Below are 20,398 nucleotides of genomic sequence, written 5' to 3'. Positions count from 1 at the left end.
ACCGGTGGGGCCCGTCACGGGCCTCCCACCAGGCCCGGAATGGATGCCGCGTCCCCCAGGTTTTAGCCTGTGGGGGCGCGGCTTTTCGTATGCCTGCGAGGTTTGCGCGAGCACGCGCACGTGACAGCACGAGGAACGAGGACAGATGACCGACCCGGTGACGCTGAACGGCGAGGGCACGATCGGCGAGTTCGACGAGAAGCGGGCCGAGGCCGCCGTACGCGAACTGCTCATCGCGGTCGGGGAGGACCCGGACCGCGAAGGCCTGCGCGAGACGCCGGGACGGGTGGCGCGTGCGTACAAGGAGATATTCGCCGGGCTGTACCAGGAGCCCGAGGACGTCCTGACGACGACGTTCGATCTCGGCCACGACGAGCTCGTGCTGGTGAAGGACATCGAGGTGTTCAGCACGTGTGAGCACCACCTGGTGCCGTTCAGGGGTGTCGCGCACGTCGGATACATCCCGGCGACCACCGGCAAGATCACCGGGCTGTCCAAGCTGGCCCGCCTGGTCGACGTCTACGCGCGCCGTCCGCAGGTCCAGGAGCGGCTGACCACGCAGGTCGCCGAGGCGCTGATGGAGATCCTGGAGCCGCGGGGGGTCATCGTCGTGATCGAGTGCGAGCACATGTGCATGTCGATGCGGGGGATCCGCAAGCCGGGTGCCAAGACGATCACCTCGGCGGTCCGTGGCCAGCTCCGCGACCCCGCGACACGCGCCGAGGCCATGAGCCTCATCATGGCCCGCTGACGCCCGGAGGGCGTCCGCCTAGGCGGACGCCGCGCTCCGGTCGCCGTCGTCCTTGTCCTCGGGCAGTTTGCAGACGCGCTCCAGGAACAGGGCGGCGGCGATGACCGCGATGCCCGCCAGGACCGCGAAGCCGGCGTAGATGGCCTGCTCGCGGCGGGGCGGGATGTCCAGGGAGGCGAGCAGGAAGGCGCCCGTGCCCCCGTACATTCCGGCGACGATGGCTGCGACGAGGGCGCTGGCCTGTCCGAAAACGACCGCGCGGGCCGCCATCAGCGGCTCGACCCCCTTGGCACCCGGCCGCCGTTCCCGCTGGGCCCGCAGCCGGGTCCGGATGGAGAGCGCCGTCGCGAGCAGGATCACGGCGATGGCGCCGAGAACCACCGGGGCGGCGAGGGGGACGGCCGGCAGGGTCCCCAGGGAGTCCCAGAGCCGGGCCGCGCCCCAGGACAGCACGCCGGCGGCGGCGAAGAGTCCGGCCAGTACACCGAGCCGTAGTTGCTTCACCGAGAGAGCCGCCCTTCGCCGCCGGGTGTCCGTGGAGTACCTGTGATGCGTGTTCGTCGAGCCTAACGACTACTCGGGCAGACGAAGTTCCAGGTCGGCCCGGGGGAGTACGCCCGCATCGCCGATGCCGGTGAGCAGGTCGGCGACCGTACCGGCGCCCGGCAGCTCGGCGTCGGGATCGACGTCGTGCCAGGGAGCGAGCACGAAGGCCCGCTCACGGGCGCGGGGGTGGGGCAGCGTGAGCTGCGGGTCGTCGGAGACCACGTCGGCGTACGCGACGATGTCGACGTCGATGGTGCGCGGACCCCAGCGCTCCTCGCGGACCCGGTCGAAGGCTTCCTCGATGGCCTGGCCGCGCTCCAGCAGAGAGGAGGGGGGCAGTGTCGTCTTCACGACGACCACCGCGTTGAAGTACGAGGGCTGCGAACCGGGAGCGACGCCCCAGGGCTCCGTCTCGTACACCGGGGAGACCGCCTTGACCCGGAGGCCCGGGGTGTCCTCCAGGGCGTCGATGGCGCCCTGGAGCGTCTCCAGGCGGTTGCCGAGGTTGGAGCCCAGGGAGAGTACGGCCCGTTTGGGGTTGGAAAGGGTCATGTCCGCGGCATCCACCTGCTCGACGACGGCGGCGGGAACCGGCTGTACGGTCGGGTCGCTCTGCCCCTCGGTGGAAAATGCAGTCATGCTCGGCTCCGGGTGATGGTGATGGTCACGTCGTCGAAGGGGACGGTGATGGGGGCGTCCGGCTTGTGGACGACCACCTCGACCTCCTGGACGCCCTGGTGCCTGAGGCACTGCTGGGCGATGCGTTCCGCGAGGGTCTCGATCAGATCGACCGGTTCGCCCTTGACCACGTCGACGACCTCTTCCGCGACCACGCCGTAGTGCACGGTCTTCGTCAGATCGTCGGAGGCCGCCGCGGGGCGGGTGTCCAGACCGAGCACCAGGTCGACGATGAACGTCTGACCTTCCTCCCGCTCCTTGGGGAACACACCATGGTGCCCACGGGCCTTGAGGCCGCGCAGCGCGACACGATCCACGCGAATCACTCCTGCTGTCGTTGGTCTTGGGGCACCCGGCTGCGTGCGGGCGGCGAAGTGCCGTCTTTCGAATCTACCCGCGAGCACCGACAGCGCCCGCTCGCGGGGCTTCCGACAGGCCACTGCGGGCTGGTAGCCGCCCCTACCCCAGAGCCTGCGAACCGAACCTCATATGAACACGTACCCACTCAGGTGGGGGTGTCTTCGTCCTCGTCCTCACCGGTTTCGGCCAGTACGGGCGAGCCGTGGTGGGACCACAGCTTCCAGCCGTCGGGTGTGCGGCGGAACACGTTGGTCGCGACGACGAGCTGGCCGACGAGCGGGCCGAGCGCGTTGCCCTCCTCGGCCGGTCCGCCGCTGAGGATGTTCTCGGTGCAGGTCACGAGGGCCGTGTCGCCGGTCATGGAGACGCCGACATCGGTCAGGAAGAACTGGATGTACTCCGTGTTCGCCATGATCAGCGCGTAGCTGCGCAGCACCTCGCCGCGCCCGGTGAGCACCGGCCATCCCGGGTGCACGCAGGAGATGGTGAGGTCCTCACCGGGCAGCCAGAGGCCGGAGAGCGTGTCGTAGTCACCGCGTTCCATCGCCTCGTAGAAGGCGGTGTTGGCCCGTTCGACGGCCTCGATGTCGGCCGCTGCCTCGGCGTGCTCGTCGTGCTGCCCGCTCACGCCGCTCCCTCGATGGCGCGGGCGACCCGTACGGCGTCGGCGGTGGCCCGGACCTCGTGCACCCGTACGGCCCACGCGCCCGCCTGGGCCGACAGGGCGGAGATCGCCGCCGTGGCGGCGTCGCGTTCGCGGGCGGGGGGCGGAGCGGCTCCCTCGCCGGCCAGGACGTGGCCGAGGAACCGCTTGCGGGAGGCGGCCACCAGCAGCGGGCGGCCCAGGGTGTGCAGCGCGTCGAGGTGGGCGACGAGGGAGAGGTCGTGGGAGGCGTCCTTGGCGAATCCGAGACCGGGGTCGATCACGATCCGTTCGGGGGACACCCCGCCCGCGATCACGGCCTCCATCCGGGCACGCAGTTCCGAGACGACCTCGCCGACGACGTCCTCGTACACGGCTCTGCTGTTCATGGACTCGCTGAAGCCGCGCCAGTGCATGACGACGAACGGGACGTCCGCCGCCGCGACGACCGGGACCATGTCCGGGTCGGCGAGGCCGCCGCTCACGTCGTTGACGAGTGCCGCGCCGGCGGCGACCGCCTGCTCGGCGACGCGGGCGCGCATGGTGTCGACGGAGACCGTGACCCCCTCGGAGGCCAGCCCCCGCACGACCGGGACCACGCGCCGCAGCTCCTCGGACTCGTCCACCCGGCTGGCGCCGGGGCGGGTCGACTCACCGCCGACATCGATCAGGTCGGCGCCCTCACCGGCCAGCACGAGGCCGTGCTTGACCGCGGCCGTGGTGTCGAACCACCGTCCTCCGTCGGAGAAGGAGTCGGGCGTCACATTGACGACCCCCATGACCGCACACCGGTCCCACTCCGGCAGGTCCTGCACCGTGCCGCGTCCGCGCAACGTACTCATACGCCCAGCGTAGGCCCGCCGGGAGCCCTCTCGCGCCGCGCCGTGCGCGCGTTCCCGGCGCGCCGGGAGCGGGCGGCGGCCGTCAAGGGGCCGTCGCCGTCACGCCCGCCACGCTCTCCACGGCGACGTTCGCGCGCGGTACGTCCTGGGCGTCCGCGTCGATCGAGCGGCGCAGCGCCTCGTGGAGGCGGGCGGGGGTGAGGACGCCGAGGAAGCGGCCGGCGCTCTCCTCGTCGATCACCGCGATCCAGCCGGCGTCGTGCTGGAGCATCGTGGCGAACGCCTGTTTGAGCGGCGCGCCGATCGGGAGCCACGCCTCCATCCGGCGGGCGTGCTCGCGGACGGTGCCCCTGGAGTCGGCGGTGGCGGCGTCGACGGCCGGGATCCAGCCATGGAGATTGTCCTCCCCGTCGAGCACGACGGCCCAGCGCGCGCCCTCGGCCCGCAGCCGCCCGGTCGCCTTCGCGAGGGGGTCGTCGAGGTGGACGACCGGCGGCTGCTCCAGGTCGCTCTCCTCGATGGGGGTGACGGAGAGCCGCTTCAGCCCGCGGTCGGCGCCGACGAAGTCCGCCACGTACGGGGTCGCGGGGGCGCCGAGGACGGTGGCGGGGGAGTCGAACTGGTCGATGCGGCCCTGCCCGTACACGGCGATCCGGTCACCGAGCCTGACGGCTTCCTCGATGTCGTGGGTGACGAACAGGATTGTTTTGCGGACCTGTGCCTGGAGCTTCAGGAATTCGTTCTGCAGGCGTTCCCGTACGACGGGATCGACCGCGCCGAATGGTTCGTCCATCAACAGCACGGGCGGGTCGGCGGCCAAGGCGCGTGCTACGCCCACGCGTTGACGCTGACCACCGGACAGTTGTTCCGGATAGCGGTCACCATAGACGGAGGGGTCGAGTCCGACGAGGTCGAGGAGTTCGGCGGCCCGTTCGCGCCCCTTTCCGCGTTTCCAGCCCAGGAGATGGGGGACTGTGGCGGTGTTCTCCAGCACGGTCCGGTGCGGGAAGAGGCCGACCTGCTGGATGACATAGCCGATGCGGCGCCGGAGCTGGACGGGGTCGATGGCGGATATGTCGTCCCCGTCGAGGAATATCCGTCCCTCGGTCGGTTCGATCAGCCGGTTCACCATCTTCATGGTGGTCGTCTTGCCGCAGCCGGAAGGTCCGACGAGCGTGACCAGTTCACCCTCGCCGACCTCGAAGGAAAGGTCGTCGACGGCGGTGGTGCCGTCGGCGTACCGCTTGGTGACGTGCTCGAAACGGATCATGGTTCCCCATTGTGAAGCGCGTTCTGTGAAGGCCGTGTTGCCGGAATGCGACGGCCTCGGCGATTGTCAGTGGTCGAGGATAGGGTCGCCAGACATCAGTTCGGTACAGGAATCGCGACGGTGAATCAGGGAGGTGGGGACGGGTGGCCGGAGAGAACTGCCTCGTGGCGAACGACTGGATCTGCGGTGAGTATCTGCGTTCCCGCAGCCAGGAGTTGACCGACGCGACCGTCCAGCACATCTGGATCACGGGCGTCTCCGTGCTGATCGGACTGGCCGTCGCCTTTCCGCTGGCCCTTCTCGCCCGGCGCGGACGGCACTTCGCGGGACCGGTGCTCGGACTGACGACAGTGCTCTACACCGTGCCGTCGCTGGCGATGTTCTCGCTGCTGCTGCCGCTGTTCGGGCTCTCGGCGGCCCTCGTCGTCACCGGCCTGGTGCTCTACTCGCTGACCATCCTCGTACGGAACATCCTGGCGGGCCTCGAAGCGGTCCCCCAGGAGGCGAAGGAAGCCGCCAAGGGCATGGGGTACGGGCCGGCGCGGATGCTGTGGGAGGTCGAACTGCCCCTCGCGCTGCCCGCGTTGATGGCGGGTCTGCGCATAGCCACCGTGTCGACGGTCGCGCTGACGACCGTCGGCTCGCTCGTCGGCAAGGGCGGCCTCGGCAATCTCATCGAGGACGCGCTGCCGAGCCTCTTCAAGGCCCAGGTGCTCACGGCGTCGGTGCTCTGCGTGCTGCTCGCGGTCGCGGCCGATCTGCTGCTGCTCGGCCTGCAGCGCCTGCTCACGCCCTGGACCCGCGTACGCGCGACCCCCGGCCCCGGCAGCGGGCCCCTGGTCGCGAAGGTGGAGGCGGGCTGATCCGTGGGAGTCGTCGCAGACGCCTGGACCTGGCTCACCACCGGGTCGAACTGGTCGGGGGAGAGCGGTGCCGCCCACCGGCTCGCCGAGCATCTGTACGTCAGCGGGGTGGCGCTGGCCCTGGCCTGCGCGCTCGCACTGCCGCTCGCGCTGTACCTGGGACACCTCGGCAAGGGGGGCGCGCTCGCGGTCAACATCTCCAACGTGGGGCGCGCCGTACCCGTCTTCGCGGTGCTGGCCCTCTTCATGCTGACACCGCTCCGCAACTCCGGCTACTGGCCCACGATCATCGCGCTCGTGCTGTTCGCCGTGCCGCCGCTGCTCACCAACGCCTACGTCGGGATGACGGAGGTGGACCGTTCCGTGGTCGAGGCGGCGCGAGGCATGGGGATGTCCGGTCCGCAGCTCTTCGCCCGGGTCGAGCTCCCGCTCGCCTACCCCATGATCATGACCGGGCTGCGCTCCGCCGCCGTGCAGGTGGTGGCCACCGCCTCCATCGCGGCGATGGTCGGCCTCGGCGGCCTGGGCCGGATCATCACCGCCGGCTTCAACACGTACGACACCGCGCAGGTCTTCGCGGGCGCGGTGCTGGTCGCCGGGCTCGCCCTGGTGGTCGAGGGGACGCTGATGGCGCTGGACCGGCTGCTGTCCCCGCTGCGCCACCGGCGGAGCGCCTGATGCGGCGCAGCTTTTTGTCACCCTTTCGCTGTGGACGGAGAACATCATGAGCAGGACCTCGCGCATAGCGGGTGCGATCGTCGGAGTGGTCGCGCTGGCAGGGTCGCTCGCCGCGTGCGGCGGCGACAGCCTGGAGGAGGAGAAGGGCGGACCGGCCGCGGCGCCGGACGCCAAGAAGGGCTCGCTCGTCGTGGGCGCCGCGTCCTTCACCGAGTCCAAGGTGCTCGCCGAGCTCTACGCGCAGATTCTCGGCGACGCCGGATACAGCACCTCGATCACCACGGTGAAGAACCGGGAGCTGTACGAACCCTCCCTGGAGAAGGGCGAGATCGACGTCGTACCGGAATACGCGGCGACGATCGCCGAATTCCTCAACGCCAAGGTGAACGGGGCGAGTGAGGCGGCGAAGAAGCCCGTCGCCTCCGGGGACGCCGCCGCCACGGTCGCCGCGCTGGAGAAGCTCGCCACGCCCCTCGGTCTGAAGGTGCTCCCGGCGGGCGAGGCCGTCGACCAGAACGCCTTCGCCGTGACCAAGGAATTCGCCGAGAAGAACAAGCTCACCACGCTTTCGGACCTCGGCAGGTCGAAGATCAAGGTGACGATCGCCGCCGGTGACGAGTGCGAGGTCCGGCCGTTCTGTGCTCCGGGTCTGAAGAAGACGTACGGCATTGATGTCGCCGGAATCGACCCGAAGGGCGTCGGCACTCCTCAGTCGAAGCAGGCCGTCAAGGACGGCAAGGACCAGCTGGTTCTGACGACGACCACCGACGCGGTGCTGGAGAGTTACGGCCTGGTGTTCCTGGAGGACGACAAGAAGCTCCAGAACGCCGACAACGTCCTGCCGGTGCTCAATGCGAAGGACGCGGGCGCGCAGGACATTGCCGATGCGCTCGGGAAGCTCACCGGGGCACTCACCACCGAGGACCTCGCGGAACTGAACCGCAAGGTCGACGCCGAGCGCGCCAAGCCCGCGGATGTCGCCAAGGAGTATCTCCGGGCGAAAGGCTTGCTGAAGAAGTAGAAGCGAGGATTCCGGTGCTTCGGGAGGCCGTCAGGTAACCGGCGGGGAACAGATTGCCGGGCGGTCTCCCAAGTAACCCGTACGCACGGTAAATTTTGAGCCATGCCACGTGGACGTCACCGCCATTCGCCGCCCCTGCACAGGATCCTGCCGCCTTCCCTTGTGGCCGGAGTGTCGGTCGTCTGTGCCGCCGGAGCCTGGCTGCTCGCCGAACCGGTCGCCCTGCGCGGCCTGGTGGCGGCCACCGCGGCCGCCGCCGTCTCCGGCGCGTACCTGATGCGCAGCTGGGACCGGGCCGCGGGGCTGCGCGTCGCGGACCTGACGCGCGCCCGCGCCAGCGACGAGTGGAAGACCGAGGAACGCATAGCCGAACTGGAGTCCGACCTGGAGGAGTCCAGGGAGCTGCGCACCCGGCTGGAGACGAAGCTGCGCCGCAAGCGGGTGGAGCTCGCCGGACTGCGGGGCGAACACGCCGCGCTGCTGCGCCGGTACGCGAACGCCGAGACGGAGCGGGCCACCGCGCTCGAGGGCCGCAGGCAGCTGGCGCTCGAAGCCGCTGCCACGCCCCGGGAGCTGCCGGCCGCGGGCTCGACGCCCACCCCGGGCGCGTACCTCCGTGCCTCCGAGGCGCTGCGGGACCTCACACGCAACGGCGCCCTCCAGGAGGCCCGCCGCACCGCCGAACGGGCCAGGCAGCGCGACCTCGCCGAGCGGGCCGGCACCCGGGACGCGGAGGCGGACGGCCCGAAGGGGAAGCACGCGGCGGCCGCCGGGGAGGGCGACCATCAGCACCGCCGCCCGTCGGCCGCCCTGCCCGCCCCGCAGCTCGCACCCGTCCCCGCGCCTCGTCCGATCCCGGCCGCGTCGGCCATCGTCCCGTACGCGGCCGCGCGCCGGCACCTCGTCCCGCAGGGCAGCTTCGACTTCTTCGGTACGCAGAAGGTGAACGCCGCGATCGAGGCCGTGCAGAACGAGGACCTGGCCGACGTGGTGGGCGAGGAAGCGCTCGCCGCCCACCGGACGGGAACGGCGGAGAACCGTGCCGTGGGCAAGGTCATCGACCTCACCGCGCACGACGAGACGGAACAGCTGGACGTCGCCGGGCTGCGCAGCGCCATCTCCTCGTAGCGGCACTCCCGGCGAGGGCTCCCGCGGGCCCTACTTGTCGATGTCGCCGACGACGAAGAAGAGCGATCCCAGGATGGCCACCATGTCGGCGACCAGCGTGCCGGGCAGCAGCTCGGTCAGGGCCTGGATGTTGTTGAACGAGGCGGAGCGGAGCTTCAGCCGGTACGGGGTCTTCTCGCCCTTGGACACCAGGTAGTAGCCGTTGATGCCGAGCGGGTTCTCGGTCCACGCGTACGTGTGGCCCTCCGGTGCCTTCAGCACCTTGGGCAGCCGCTGGTTGATCGGTCCGGGCGCCAGAACGGCCATCCGGTCCAGGCAGGCGTCCGCGAGATCCAGCGCGTTGTGCGACTGGCCCAGCAGGCACTCGAACCGCGCCAGGCAGTCGCCCTCGGTCGCGGTGACGACCTTGAGCGTGTCCTGGAGCTCCCCGTAGGCGAGATACGGCTCGTCACGCCGCAGGTCGAAGTCGACCCCCGAGGCGCGGGCGATCGGACCGGACACCCCGTACGCGTGCACGGCCTCGGCGGAGAGCACACCCACTCCGCGGGTCCGGGCCCGGAAGATCTCGTTGCCCAGCACCAGGTCGTCGTACACGTTCATCCGGGAGCGCACCGAGGCGATCGCGTCGCGGGCGCGGCCGAGCCAGCCCGCGGGAAGGTCCTCCTTGAGCCCGCCGACGCGGTTGAACATGTAGTGCATCCGGCCGCCGGAGACCTCCTCCATCACGGCCTGGAGTTCCTCGCGTTCCCGGAACGCGTGGAACATCGGGGTGATCCCGCCCAGTTCGAGGGGGTAGGAGCCGAGGAACATCAGGTGGTTCAGTACCCGGTTGAGTTCGGCGAGCAGCGTCCGCGTCCACACGGCGCGCTCGGGGACCTCCATGCCGAGCATGCGCTCGACGGCCATGACGACACCGAGCTCGTTGGAGAACGCCGACAGCCAGTCGTGGCGGTTGGCGAGCATCACGATCTGCCGGTAGTCGCGCGCCTCGAACAGCTTCTCGGCGCCCCGGTGCATGTAGCCGATGACCGGTTCGGCGTGCTGGATGCGCTCGCCGTCCAGGACGAGCCGCAGGCGGAGCACCCCATGGGTCGAGGGGTGCTGGGGGCCGATGTTGAGCACCATGTCGGTGCTCTCTGCCGCGCCGCCGATGCCGACCGTCGTCTCCGTCATGCCGGACAGTATCCCCCGGGTCCCCGGGGCTTCGCCCGTGACCCCGCTCCTCAGCCGCCGGAGGCGGCGGACGGCACACGTACCCGCTGCGAGAGCCAGCCGAAATCGCCCAGTCCGCCGCGCGCGGTGAGCTCCGCCGCCTCGCCCGACGAGGAGAGCGCCCGGAGGTACCCGGCCGGGTCGGCCGACGCCATGGAGAGCGGTGGCCTTTCACCGCTGACCCCCAGCTCCCGGAGCGCCGCGCGCTGGTCACGCACCTCGGCCGGTACGCCGGCGACGGCGCTCCCCGCCTCCGCGCACGCGTCCAGCGCCACATGGGACGTGAGGTCGCAGCTGCCGTCCGGCACCGGGTGTACCTCGCGCCCCGCCCGGAAGCCGGTCAGCGTCCCGAACGGCGGCCTCGACTCCCGTACGTGCGCGTAGTCGACCGCCACCGCCAGGCCCTCCGCCAGCGAGGCGACCGCCCGCGCCCACGCCTCGTCGCGCGGCCGGCCGATCTCCGCACGGTCGCCCGGGTCCGTCAGCGGCCACCAGCGCCGCAGCCATTCCGCGTCCGCCGCACCGACCGGGTCACCCAGCCGTTCCGTGCCGTCCGCCCGCACGAGGACCTGGCGCGCCACCCCGTCGGCGTCGGCCTCCGCGATGTCCACCGGGACGTTGTCCAGCCACTCGTTGGCGAACAGCAGCCCGGTGACGCCCTGCGGAGGCTCGGCACACCACTCGATCCGCGGGTCGAGACCGGGTGGGCGCCCGGCGATCTCCACCGCGTACGCCCGCACCTTCAGCCCGGCGGGCACCGCCGCCAGCACCCCGGTCAGCAGCTCGCCGCGCCCCGCGCCCACGTCCACCAGGGCGACCTCTTCGGAGTCCAGCTCCCGCGCCGTCCCTGCGAGCAGCCGGGCTACGGCGGCGGCGAAGAGCGGGGAGGCGTGCACCGACGTGCGGAAATGTCCCGCGGGTCCTTCCGGCCGCCGGTAAAAGCCCTCGTCCCCGTACAAAGCGGTCTCTGCCGCTTCCCGCCAACCGCACCAGTCATCCATCACGTAGGCAAGTCTCCACCTTGGGGAGTACGGTCCCAGGATCTGGATCGGCCCTCCGGCTGACCCGGTCACCGATCTGCTGTCCCTACGCTGGGTTACGTGCAGCGCCTCTACGACTTCATCCGCAGACACCCGACGGGCGTCGACAGTTTCTGGGCTGTCTTCCTCCTCGGGCTCTCCGGCGTGTCGATCGTGGCCGGCCAGAACGGCGGCGGACGGGAGATGGCCCTGGCGGTGCCGGTCACGCTCGGCCTGTGCACGGTCGTCGCGCTGCGCCGGCGCGCTCCCGAGAAGATGCTGCTGCTCGCCGTGGCGATGGGGCTCGCACAACTGGTCCTGGACGTCAGGCCGGGCATCGCGGACTTCGCCCTCCTCGTGATCACGTACACCGTGGCCACCGTCGGGGAGCGCTGGGCCTCGCGGCTCGCCCTGGCGTGCAGCCTCGTCGCGGCCGGGCTCTCGCACCTCCGCTGGCCGGAGCGCACCGATGAGCACTGGGCGCAGTCCATCTTCGTCGTGGTCGTGATGACGGTGCCGTTCGTCCTGGCCTGGGTGCTCGGCGACTCGATGCGGACCCGCCGTGCCTACTTCGACCAGCTGGAGGAGCGCGCGGCCCGGCTGGAACGGGAGCGTGAGGCGCAGTCGAAGGTCGCGGTGGCCGCCGAGCGGGCCCGGATCGCCCGCGAGCTGCACGACGTCGTCGCCCACAACGTCTCCGTGATGGTGGTCCAGGCCGATGGCGCCGCGTACGTCATGGACGCAGCGCCTGAGCAGGCGCGGCAGGCGCTGGAGACCATTTCGAGCACCGGCCGCCAGGCACTCGCGGAGATGCGAAGGCTGCTCGGCGTGCTGCGCACCGGCGATGCCCCGGAGAGCGGGGAGTACGTGCCGCAGCCCGACGTCGGGCAGATCGAGGACCTGATCGAGCAGGTCAGGCGGACCGGCCTGGCGGTGGACTTCAAGATCGAGGGCACGCCGCGCCCGCTCCCGAGCGGGGTGGAACTGACCGCGTACCGCATCGTGCAGGAAGCCCTCACCAACACGCGTAAGCACGGCGGCCCGGACGCCGGTGCGAGCGTGCGGCTGGTCTACTTCGACGACGGCCTCGGGCTCCTCGTGGAGGACGACGGCCGGGGGGCCGCGCACGAGCTGTACGAGGACGGCGGGGCCGACGGAGCCGGCCACGGCATGATCGGTATGAGGGAGCGGGTCGGCATGGTCGGCGGCACGCTGGACGCGGGCCCGCGTCCCGGCGGCGGATTCCGGATCAGCGCCCTGCTGCCGCTGAAGCCCGGCCACTAGACATCCGTGACCCACCCGCTGGAAGCCCGACCCATCCACTGACCAGGAGAACAGGACACCTCATGGCGATCCGCGTGATGCTCGTCGACGACCAGGTGCTGCTGCGCACCGGATTCCGGATGGTGCTCGCCGCCCAGCCGGACATGGAGGTCGTCGCCGAGGCCGGTGACGGCGCCGAGGCGATCGAGGTGCTGCGGGCCACCGCGGTGGACGTCGTGCTGATGGACGTCCGTATGCCGAGGCTGGACGGCGTCGAGGCGACCCGGCGCATCTGCGCGCAGACCGACCCGCCCAAGGTGCTCATCCTGACCACGTTCGACCTGGACGAGTACGCCTTCTCCGGGCTGAAGGCGGGGGCCAGCGGCTTCATGCTCAAGGACGTGCCGCCCGGCGAGCTGCTCGCCGCGATCCGCGCCGTGCACAGCGGGGACGCGGTCGTCGCGCCGTCCACCACGCGCCGGTTGCTCGACCGCTTCTCCTCGATGCTGCCGACCAGCGGCAAGGACCCCAGCCACAAGCACATCGAGAAGCTCACCGAGCGGGAACGCGAAGTGATGATGCTGGTCGCGCAGGGCCTGTCGAACGGTGAGATCGCCGCGCGGCTCGTGCTGTCCGAGGCGACCGTGAAGACGCATGTCGGCCGCATCCTGACGAAGCTGAACCTGCGCGACCGGGTGCAGGTCGTCGTGCTCGCGTACGAGACGGGCCTCGTCCGGGCCGGCGGCGGAGCGGGCTGAGGGTGACTGCGGCCTCGCCGGCCCCCGACCCGCCCTAACGCAGGATCCCCTCCAGGAAGTCGCTGCCGAGCCGGGTCACCGCGGTCAGGTCCAGCTGGTGCAGCACGTAGCGGCCGCGCCGCCGGGTGGTGACCAGACCGGCCTTCTTCAGTACCGAGAGGTGGCGCGAGACCTCGGGAGCCGTGATCCCGTGCGAGTCGGCGAGTTCGCCGGTGGAGTACGGGGAACGGGCGAGGTTGCGGCACAGGCGCATCCGCATCGGGTGCGCCAGGGCCTCCATCCGGAGCTGGAGCAGCTCGACGGAGGCGGGGGACGGCAGGTCGGGCCGGTGCACCGGGTAGTGGATCACCGGCCGCCAGTCCGGGGCGTGCAGCACCATGAGGTGCGGCCAGCCGAACGTGGTCGGGATGAGCGTGAGTCCGGGGCCGACGGCCGGGTCGGTGGCGTTGGTCCGGCCCTCGGACAGCTTGTCGACGCCGATCCTGGTCCCGTCGTCGTTCAGCGACAGGGCGGCGGAGACCGCACGCACCGCCTCGTCGAGCCCCTTGCGCCGCAGCAGTTCCGTCTTGTGCCGGGCGTCGGCGACGAGCTGGACCCGCACCCGCCGCCAGGTGTCCGCGAAGAACGCCTGCTCGCAGTCCTCGAAGAGCCGCCGGACCCAGCCGCGTACGGCGAGCGGATCAGCCAGCAGCTGCTGGGTGAAGTGCGCCTGCTGCGGTCCGCGGGCGGCCGCCATGTCCAGTGCGCGGGCCCGCATCGTCGCGTCGGTCAGCGGGGACGGCGCCCCGGTGCCGTAGTGGCTGGCGCAGGTGAATTCCAGAGCGGCGGCGACGAACCGCTCGTCGTCCAGTTTGTCGAGGATGTCCAGGTCCTCGGCGAGCGTCGCCCCGGTCCTGCCGTCACCGCCGCGCACCCCGGCGAACGGCATGAAGATGTCCGAGAAGGTGTTGCGCCAGAGGAACTCGGCCTCGTGGAGCCGGTCCGCGAGGGCGGGCTCCAGGGAGGCGGCGGTCGCTGTCGCCCAGCCGTGCAGTCCCGGATGGTGGCCGGGCTCCGAGAGCGCATGGAGAGCCAGCCCCAGCTCGGCCAGGGGAGAGGTCTCGAAGACGATGGCTTCGGCGGGCAGACCCGCGATGTCGATGTTCACGCTCACGCCTCCATAGTGCGGGGTGCCGGGACGGAGGCCCCCGACGTTTGACGGTGCTGGTCAATCGACGCGCCGGCCGGCCGCGACCGGCTCACGCTGGAGACATGGACGCGATTCAGCAGCACATGCTCGACAGCTACCGCGCGGCCCGGCACGGCGAGCCCCCGCCGCCACCGCCCGGCCGTCACGACCGTGAGGTCCTGCGGGCCCTCCGGGACCGTCTTCGGTCCCGGACGGCCGCACCCCGTCCGCGGCCCGGCCCGTAGACACAGGCGAACCACCGCCTGACATCACAGGGGCATCCACCGCCCGTGATCCCAGGCGATCCACCGCCCGCGGCAACCGCCCGTGATCGCAGGCGATCCACCGCCCCGCGGCAACCACCGCGATCACCGCTCGTCCCGCCGGCGGCCGTCGGCGCTCCTCCTGCCTGCCGGTGTCCGTCGTGGGACGATCGACGTCCGGGCGACCGACAGCGCGCCCGGCGCCGTCCGACCGGATTTCCGCCGGAGCCGCAGAGTTACCCACAGGCTGTGGACAGCCGTGAGGCGGCGCGAAACGCTGGCGTAGCATTCAGAGAAATCGTCCGGTACCCCCCGCGGACTGGAACGGAAGGCCATCGCCGCGTGAATACGACAACTTCGAAGGACCCCCTCGACGCGAGGGACCGCCCCGCCCGCCTCACGGTCGGCGTCGTCGGTGCCGGACGGGTCGGCCCCGCCCTCGCCGCCTCGCTCCAGCTCGCGGGACACCGCCCGGTGGCCGTATCGGGCGTCTCCGACGCATCGGTACGCCGAGCGGCCGCCCTCCTGCCCGACGTACCCCTGGTGACGCCCGCCGAGGTGCTGGCGCGCGCCGAGCTGGTGCTGCTGACCGTCCCCGACGACGCGCTGCCCGGCCTGGTCGAAGGCCTCGCCGAGACCGGGGCCGTACGGCCGGGACAGCTGATCGTCCACACGTCGGGGCGCTACGGGACCAAGGTGCTCGATCCGGCCAGGCGGGCCGGGGCGCTGCCCCTCGCCCTGCACCCGGCCATGACGTTCACCGGCAGTTCGATCGACGTCCAGCGGCTCGCGGGCTGCTCGTTCGGTGTCACCGCACCCGGGGAGCTCAGACTCGCCGCGGAGGCGCTGGTCATCGAGATGGGCGGCGAGCCCGAATGGATCGCGGAGGAGTCCCGCCCGCTCTACCACGCGGCCCTCGCGCTCGGCGCGAACCACCTGGTCACGCTGGTCGCCGAGGCCATGGAGCTGCTGGCCAAGGCCGGGGTGTCCGCCCCCGACCGGATGCTCGGCCCGCTCCTCGGGGCCGCCCTCGACAACGCCCTGCGCTCCGGCGACGCGGCACTGACCGGACCCGTCGCCCGCGGCGACGCGGGCACCGTGGCGGCGCATATCGGCGAGCTGCGCGCGCACGCCCCGCAGACGGTGGCGGGATACGTCGCGATGGCCCGCGCCACCGCCGACCGGGCACTCGCGCACGGGATGCTGAAGGCGGAACTGGCCGAGGACCTGCTCGGAGTCCTGGCCGACGGGAGCCGCACGATCCCGCCCTCCGGAACCGAGGGCACCGGACCGAGGGAGGCCCGATGAGCACCCCGGAACCCGGTGCGCCGGCTGCGACGCCGGTCACCGCCACCACCCCCGTCCTCCTGCACACCGCGGCCGAGCTCGACGCCCTGCGCCGTCCGGCCGGGGCCAGGCGCGTCGTCGTCATGACCATGGGCGCGCTCCACGAAGGCCACGCCACCCTCATCCGTACGGCACGCTCAGCGGCGGGCCCGGCCGGCCAGGTCGTCGTCACGGTCTTCGTGAACCCGCTCCAGTTCGGCGAGGCGGCAGACCTCGACCGCTACCCGCGCACCCTCGACGCCGACCTCGTGGTCGCCGCCGCCGCGGGCGCCGACGCGGTCTTCGCACCCTCGGTCGACGAGGTCTACCCCGGGGGCGAACCCCAGGTCCGCATCACCGCCGGTCCCATGGGCGAGCGGCTCGAAGGCGCCGCGCGCCCCGGGCACTTCGACGGGATGCTCACCGTCGTCGCCAAGCTGCTCCACCTCACCCGCCCCGACGAGGCGCTCTACGGGCAGAAGGACGCGCAGCAGCTGGCGCTCATCCGCCGCATGGTGCGCGACCTCGACTTCGGCGTCGTGATCACGGGCGTACCCACCGTCCGCGACCCCGACGGCCTGGCCCTCTCCAGCCGCAACCGTTTCCTCTCCGCCGAGGAGCGGCGCACCGCGCTCGCACTGCCCCGGTCCCTGTTCGCGGCGCGCGACCGGCTGGCCGCCCAGCAGGCCCTGCACGAGCGCGCGACGGCGACCACGGCCAGCGTGAGCCGGGTCGCCGGTCTCGCCGCGCTCGGTGAGTCCCGCGCCGCGGCCGACACCCAGGCGGTCGCCCTGGCCCGGCCGAGCGGCGGGCCCGCCGCGGTCCGCGCCGCGGCCCGCCTCGTCCTGGACGACGCGTCCAAGGAGCAGCCGCCGCTCGCCGTGGACTATCTCGCCCTCGTCGACCCGTCGGACTTCACCGAGATCCCCGACGACCGCGACCACGGCGAGGCGATCCTCGCCGTGGCGGCACGCGTGGGCGCCACCCGACTGATCGACAACATCCCGCTGACCTTCGGAGCGCTCACGTGACCGGAATACGGCTGACCGCCCCCGCCCCCGGCTGGTCCATCGACGCCGACGTCGTCGTGGTCGGCTCGGGCGTGGCCGGTCTCACCACCGCACTGCGCTGCGCCGCCGCGGGTCTCGCCACCGTCGTGGTGACCAAGGCGCGGCTGGACGACGGGTCCACCCGCTGGGCGCAGGGCGGTATCGCGGCGGCACTCGGCGAGGGCGACACCCCCGAGCAGCACCTGGCCGACACCCTCGTCGCGGGCGCGGACCTGTGCGACGAGACGGCGGTTCGGGCCCTGGTCACCGAAGGCCCCGACGCCGTACGCCGGCTGATCGAGACCGGCGCGCTCTTCGACAAGACGGAGAGCGGCGACATCGCGCTGACCCGCGAGGGCGGCCACCACCGCCGCCGCATCGCGCACGCCGGGGGCGACGCCACCGGAGCCGAGATCTCCCGCGCCCTGGTCGAGGCGGTGCGCTCGGCGGCCCTGCACACCGTGGAGAACGCCCTGGTCCTGGACCTCCTCACGGACGCCGAAGGCCGTACGGCGGGAGTCACCCTGCACGTCATGGGCGAGGGGCAGCACGACGGAGTGGGCGCGGTCCGCGCCCCCGCGGTCGTCCTCGCCACCGGCGGCATGGGCCAGGTCTTCTCCGCCACGACCAACCCGTCGGTCTCCACCGGCGACGGCGTTGCCCTGGCGCTGCGGGCCGGCGCGGAGGTCTCGGACCTGGAGTTCGTCCAGTTCCACCCGACGGTCCTGTTCCTGGGCGCCGACTCGGAGGGCCAGCAGCCCCTCGTGTCCGAAGCGGTACGGGGCGAGGGCGCCCACCTCGTCGACGCGTCCGGCACCCGCTTCATGCTCGGGCAGCACGAGCTCGCGGAGCTGGCCCCGCGCGACATCGTCGCCAAGGCGATCACCCGCCAGATGCACCGGCACGGCACCGAGCACATGTACCTGGACGCCCGGCACTTCGGCGCCGAGATGTGGGAGCACCGCTTCCCCACGATCCTGGCCGCCTGCCGGGCCCACGGCATCGACCCGGTCACCGAGCCGATCCCGGTCGCCCCGGCCGCGCACTACGCCTCGGGCGGCATCCGGACCGACCTCACCGGCCGTACGACGGTTCCCGGGCTCTACGCCTGCGGCGAGGTCGCCTGCACGGGCGTGCACGGCGCGAACCGGCTGGCCTCGAACTCCCTCCTGGAGGGCCTGGTCTTCGCGGAGCGCATCGCGGCCGACATCGTGCGCGACAGGCCGGAGCGGACCGAGGCGGTGGAGCCCGTCGGCGGGAGCACCTCGCCGCTCCTGGTCCCCGAGTCCCGGGCGGCGATCCAGCGGATCATGACGAAGGGCGCCGGAGTCATCCGTTCCGCGGCCAGTCTCGCCACCGCGGCCGAGGAGCTGCAGGCCCTGCAGCGCACGGCCGCCGACGACGCGGACGCGGCCGAACCCAAGGTGGCGGTACCGGGCGTGGACGCCTGGGAGGCCACCAACCTCCTCCTGGTCTCGCGGGTCCTGGTCGCCGCGGCCCGTGAGCGCGAGGAGACCCGCGGCTGCCACTGGCGCGAGGACCGGCCCGAGCGGGACGACGAGAACTGGCGCCGCCACCTCGTCGTACGGATCGCCCCGGACCGGCGGCTGGTCGTCAGCCGTACGGAGACCGCCGCATTCCCGCCCGTACGCGCCACAGAGACACCAGACTGCTCAAGCACCACGAACCACCCCGCCCACGCCCCTGAGGAGCCGCAACCGTGAGCACGCCCGAAGAGAATCCGCGCCCCACGCCCGTGGACGTACCGCTGATCCATATCGGCGCGCCCGCTCCCGCCACGGACGGCTGCGGCGACGGCTGCGGCTGCGGCGACGGTTACGACCCCGACGGCCTGGAGTGCGGTCTCGACCCCGCCCTCGCCCAGCTGCTCGCCGAAGCGGGCCTGGACCCCGTCCAGGTCGAGGACGTCGCCCATGTCGCCATCGAGGAGGACCTCGACGGCGGCGTGGACGTCACGACCGTGGCGACGGTCCCCGAGGACGCCGTGGCGACCGGTGACTTCACCGCGCGCGAGGCGGGCGTCGTCGCCGGCATCCACATCGCGGAAGCGGTGCTCTCGATCGTCTGTACGGAGGAGTTCGAGGTCGAGCGGCACGTCGAGGACGGTGACCGCGTCGTCGCCGGCCAGAAGCTGCTGACGGTCACCACCCGCACCCGTGACCTGCTCACCGGCGAGCGCAGCGCCCTCAACCTGCTCTGCAGGCTCTCGGGCATCGCGACCGCCACGCGTGCCTGGGCCGACGTGCTCGAAGGCACGAAGGCCAAGGTCCGCGACACCCGCAAGACGACTCCCGGCCTGCGCGCGCTGGAGAAGTACGCGGTGCGCTGCGGCGGCGGCGTCAACCACCGCATGTCGCTCTCGGACGCGGCGCTCGTCAAGGACAACCACGTCGTCGCGGCGGGCGGCGTCGCGGAGGCGTTCAAGCGGGTCAGGGCCGCGTTCCCGGACGTGCCGATCGAGGTCGAGGTCGACACGCTGGAGCAGGTCCGCGAGGTCCTCGACGCCGGCGTCGACCTGATCCTGCTGGACAACTTCACCCCCGCGCAGACCGTGGAGGCCGTCGCCCTGGTCGGCGGCCGCGCCGTCCTGGAGTCCTCCGGCCGGCTCTCGCTCGCGTCCGCGCGCGCCTACGCTGAGGCGGGCGTCGACTACCTGGCCGTGGGCGCGCTCACCCACTCCTCGCCGATCCTCGACATCGGTCTGGACTTCCGGGACGCCGACGGGGCCGGCATCTGATGCTGCTCACCATCGACGTCGGCAACTCGCACACGGTCCTCGGCCTGTTCGACGGCGAGGAGATCGTCGAGCACTGGCGGATCTCGACCGATTCCCGCCGCACGGCCGACGAGCTCGCCGTGCTGCTCCAGGGCCTGATGGGGATGCACCCGCTGCTCGGTATGGAGCTCGGTGACGGCATCGAGGGCATCGCGATCTGCTCCACCGTCCCGGCCGTCCTGCACGAGCTCCGTGAGGTCACCCGCCGCTACTACGGCGACGTCCCGGCGATCCTCGTGGAGCCGGGCGTCAAGACCGGCGTGCCGGTCCTGATGGACAACCCCAAGGAGGTCGGCGCCGACCGCATCATCAACGCGGTCGCTGCGGTCGAGCTCTACGGCGGTCCGGCGATCGTCGTGGACCTCGGAACGGCCACCACCTTCGACGCGATCTCGGCGCGCGGCGAGTACACGGGCGGCGTGATCGCGCCCGGCATCGAGATCTCGGTGGAGGCGCTGGGGGTCAAGGGCGCCCAGCTCCGCAAGATCGAGCTGGCCAGGCCGCGCAGCGTGATCGGCAAGAACACGGTCGAGGCCATGCAGTCCGGCATCGTCTACGGCTTCGCGGGCCAGATCGACGGCGTCGTGTCCCGCATGAAGAAGGAGCTGGCGGCGAACCCCGACGACGTCACCGTCATCGCGACCGGTGGCCTTGCTCCGATGGTGTTGCAGGACGCCACGGTCATCGACGAGCACGAGCCCTGGCTGACGCTCATCGGTCTGCGCCTCGTGTACGAGCGCAACGTCGCGCGGCTCTGAGGCAC

General features: G+C 71.9%; 22 protein-coding genes. 13 read left to right on the top strand and 9 right to left on the bottom strand.

The annotated features are described in order from the left end of the window. Window positions 1-145 precede the first annotated feature (145 nt). Window positions 146-751, top strand: a complete 606-nt coding sequence (gene folE, locus AB0C82_RS30300; RefSeq protein WP_362848112.1) for a GTP cyclohydrolase I FolE — start codon at window positions 146-148, stop codon at window positions 749-751. A gap of 18 nt (window positions 752-769) precedes the next feature. Here the strand turns inward: folE and AB0C82_RS30295 are convergent, their stop codons facing one another. The 6 genes from AB0C82_RS30295 to AB0C82_RS30270 form a co-directional block, all read right to left on the bottom strand. Next, on the bottom strand, window positions 770-1,255 hold the full coding sequence (locus tag AB0C82_RS30295) for a DUF3180 domain-containing protein (protein ID WP_362848109.1): 486 nt from the start codon (window positions 1,253-1,255) through the stop codon (window positions 770-772). A gap of 69 nt (window positions 1,256-1,324) precedes the next feature. Next, on the bottom strand, window positions 1,325-1,936 hold the full coding sequence (folK, locus tag AB0C82_RS30290) for a 2-amino-4-hydroxy-6-hydroxymethyldihydropteridine diphosphokinase (RefSeq protein WP_362848107.1): 612 nt from the start codon (window positions 1,934-1,936) through the stop codon (window positions 1,325-1,327). Then, window positions 1,933-2,292, bottom strand: coding sequence for a dihydroneopterin aldolase (gene folB, locus AB0C82_RS30285; protein ID WP_362848105.1), 360 nt, complete (start codon window positions 2,290-2,292; stop codon window positions 1,933-1,935). The genes folK and folB overlap by 4 nt, the downstream gene beginning before the upstream one ends. Before the next feature lie 188 nt (window positions 2,293-2,480). Beyond that, entirely contained in the window at window positions 2,481-2,963 is a 483-nt protein-coding gene (locus AB0C82_RS30280) for a nuclear transport factor 2 family protein (RefSeq protein ID WP_362848102.1), read from the bottom strand. After that, complete coding sequence (folP, locus tag AB0C82_RS30275) at window positions 2,960-3,757, bottom strand: dihydropteroate synthase (RefSeq protein WP_362848576.1); 798 nt, start codon at window positions 3,755-3,757, stop codon at window positions 2,960-2,962. Before folP ends, AB0C82_RS30280 begins: the two co-directional genes overlap by 4 nt. Before the next feature lie 145 nt (window positions 3,758-3,902). Next, window positions 3,903-5,090, bottom strand: coding sequence for a betaine/proline/choline family ABC transporter ATP-binding protein (locus tag AB0C82_RS30270; RefSeq protein ID WP_362848099.1), 1,188 nt, complete (start codon window positions 5,088-5,090; stop codon window positions 3,903-3,905). Between the two features lie 143 nt (window positions 5,091-5,233). Between AB0C82_RS30270 and AB0C82_RS30265 the strand changes: the two genes are divergently transcribed. The 4 genes from AB0C82_RS30265 (at window position 5,234) to AB0C82_RS30250 (ending at window position 8,780) form a co-directional block, all read left to right on the top strand. Next, window positions 5,234-5,953 (top strand): ABC transporter permease, encoded by a 720-nt coding sequence (locus AB0C82_RS30265; protein ID WP_362848096.1) that lies wholly within the window; start codon window positions 5,234-5,236, stop codon window positions 5,951-5,953. Between the two features lie 3 nt (window positions 5,954-5,956). Continuing rightward, on the top strand, window positions 5,957-6,631 hold the full coding sequence (locus AB0C82_RS30260) for an ABC transporter permease (protein WP_362848094.1): 675 nt from the start codon (window positions 5,957-5,959) through the stop codon (window positions 6,629-6,631). 46 nt (window positions 6,632-6,677) lie between these two features. Beyond that, the gene (locus AB0C82_RS30255) at window positions 6,678-7,652 is read left to right on the top strand and encodes an ABC transporter substrate-binding protein (RefSeq protein WP_362848092.1); all 975 of its coding nucleotides are present in this window, start codon (window positions 6,678-6,680) and stop codon (window positions 7,650-7,652) included. Window positions 7,653-7,754: 102 nt separating this feature from the next. Continuing rightward, window positions 7,755-8,780, top strand: a complete 1,026-nt coding sequence (locus AB0C82_RS30250) for a hypothetical protein (protein ID WP_362848089.1) — start codon at window positions 7,755-7,757, stop codon at window positions 8,778-8,780. 30 nt (window positions 8,781-8,810) lie between these two features. Here the strand turns inward: AB0C82_RS30250 and AB0C82_RS30245 are convergent, their stop codons facing one another. Beyond that, window positions 8,811-9,953, bottom strand: coding sequence for an NADH-quinone oxidoreductase subunit D (locus AB0C82_RS30245; RefSeq protein WP_362848087.1), 1,143 nt, complete (start codon window positions 9,951-9,953; stop codon window positions 8,811-8,813). Between the two features lie 50 nt (window positions 9,954-10,003). Further along, window positions 10,004-10,996 carry an SAM-dependent methyltransferase gene (locus AB0C82_RS30240; protein ID WP_362848084.1) on the bottom strand — a complete coding sequence of 331 codons (993 nt, stop codon included), beginning with the start codon at window positions 10,994-10,996 and terminating at the stop codon, window positions 10,004-10,006. 96 nt (window positions 10,997-11,092) lie between these two features. Here AB0C82_RS30240 and AB0C82_RS30235 point away from each other — a divergent pair, with 96 nt between their 5' ends. Together AB0C82_RS30235 and AB0C82_RS30230 are read left to right on the top strand one after the other, a co-directional pair. Beyond that, window positions 11,093-12,295: a sensor histidine kinase gene (locus tag AB0C82_RS30235; protein ID WP_362848081.1), complete on the top strand. Its 1,203-nt coding sequence runs from the start codon at window positions 11,093-11,095 to the stop codon at window positions 12,293-12,295. A 62-nt stretch (window positions 12,296-12,357) separates the two neighbouring features. After that, entirely contained in the window at window positions 12,358-13,032 is a 675-nt protein-coding gene (locus AB0C82_RS30230; protein WP_362848078.1) for a response regulator transcription factor, read from the top strand. Between the two features lie 34 nt (window positions 13,033-13,066). Here the strand turns inward: AB0C82_RS30230 and AB0C82_RS30225 are convergent, their stop codons facing one another. Further along, window positions 13,067-14,179, bottom strand: coding sequence for a DUF5937 family protein (locus AB0C82_RS30225; RefSeq protein WP_362848574.1), 1,113 nt, complete (start codon window positions 14,177-14,179; stop codon window positions 13,067-13,069). Window positions 14,180-14,283: 104 nt separating this feature from the next. Here AB0C82_RS30225 and AB0C82_RS30220 point away from each other — a divergent pair, with 104 nt between their 5' ends. The 6 genes from AB0C82_RS30220 (at window position 14,284) to AB0C82_RS30195 (ending at window position 20,393) form a co-directional block, all read left to right on the top strand. Then, a complete protein-coding gene (locus tag AB0C82_RS30220; RefSeq protein WP_362848075.1) occupies window positions 14,284-14,445 on the top strand; it encodes a hypothetical protein in 162 nt (53 codons plus the stop codon). Between the two features lie 360 nt (window positions 14,446-14,805). Continuing rightward, window positions 14,806-15,771 (top strand): DUF2520 domain-containing protein, encoded by a 966-nt coding sequence (locus AB0C82_RS30215; protein WP_362848072.1) that lies wholly within the window; start codon window positions 14,806-14,808, stop codon window positions 15,769-15,771. After that, window positions 15,768-16,820: a pantoate--beta-alanine ligase gene (panC, locus tag AB0C82_RS30210; protein WP_362848069.1), complete on the top strand. Its 1,053-nt coding sequence runs from the start codon at window positions 15,768-15,770 to the stop codon at window positions 16,818-16,820. The genes AB0C82_RS30215 and panC overlap by 4 nt, the downstream gene beginning before the upstream one ends. After that, entirely contained in the window at window positions 16,817-18,562 is a 1,746-nt protein-coding gene (locus tag AB0C82_RS30205) for an L-aspartate oxidase (RefSeq protein ID WP_362848066.1), read from the top strand. Before panC ends, AB0C82_RS30205 begins: the two co-directional genes overlap by 4 nt. Beyond that, on the top strand, window positions 18,559-19,596 hold the full coding sequence (gene nadC / locus AB0C82_RS30200) for a carboxylating nicotinate-nucleotide diphosphorylase (protein ID WP_362848063.1): 1,038 nt from the start codon (window positions 18,559-18,561) through the stop codon (window positions 19,594-19,596). Before AB0C82_RS30205 ends, nadC begins: the two co-directional genes overlap by 4 nt. After that, the gene (locus tag AB0C82_RS30195) at window positions 19,596-20,393 is read left to right on the top strand and encodes a type III pantothenate kinase (protein ID WP_362848060.1); all 798 of its coding nucleotides are present in this window, start codon (window positions 19,596-19,598) and stop codon (window positions 20,391-20,393) included. Before nadC ends, AB0C82_RS30195 begins: the two co-directional genes overlap by 1 nt. Window positions 20,394-20,398: the final 5 nt, after the last annotated feature.

Source organism: Streptomyces sp. NPDC048560 (genome assembly GCF_040650955.1).
Taxonomy (GTDB): Bacteria; Actinomycetota; Actinomycetes; order Streptomycetales; family Streptomycetaceae; genus Streptomyces.
The sequence above is the reverse complement of the archived record's forward strand: the minus strand, read 5'-3'. Positions and strand labels throughout refer to the sequence as shown.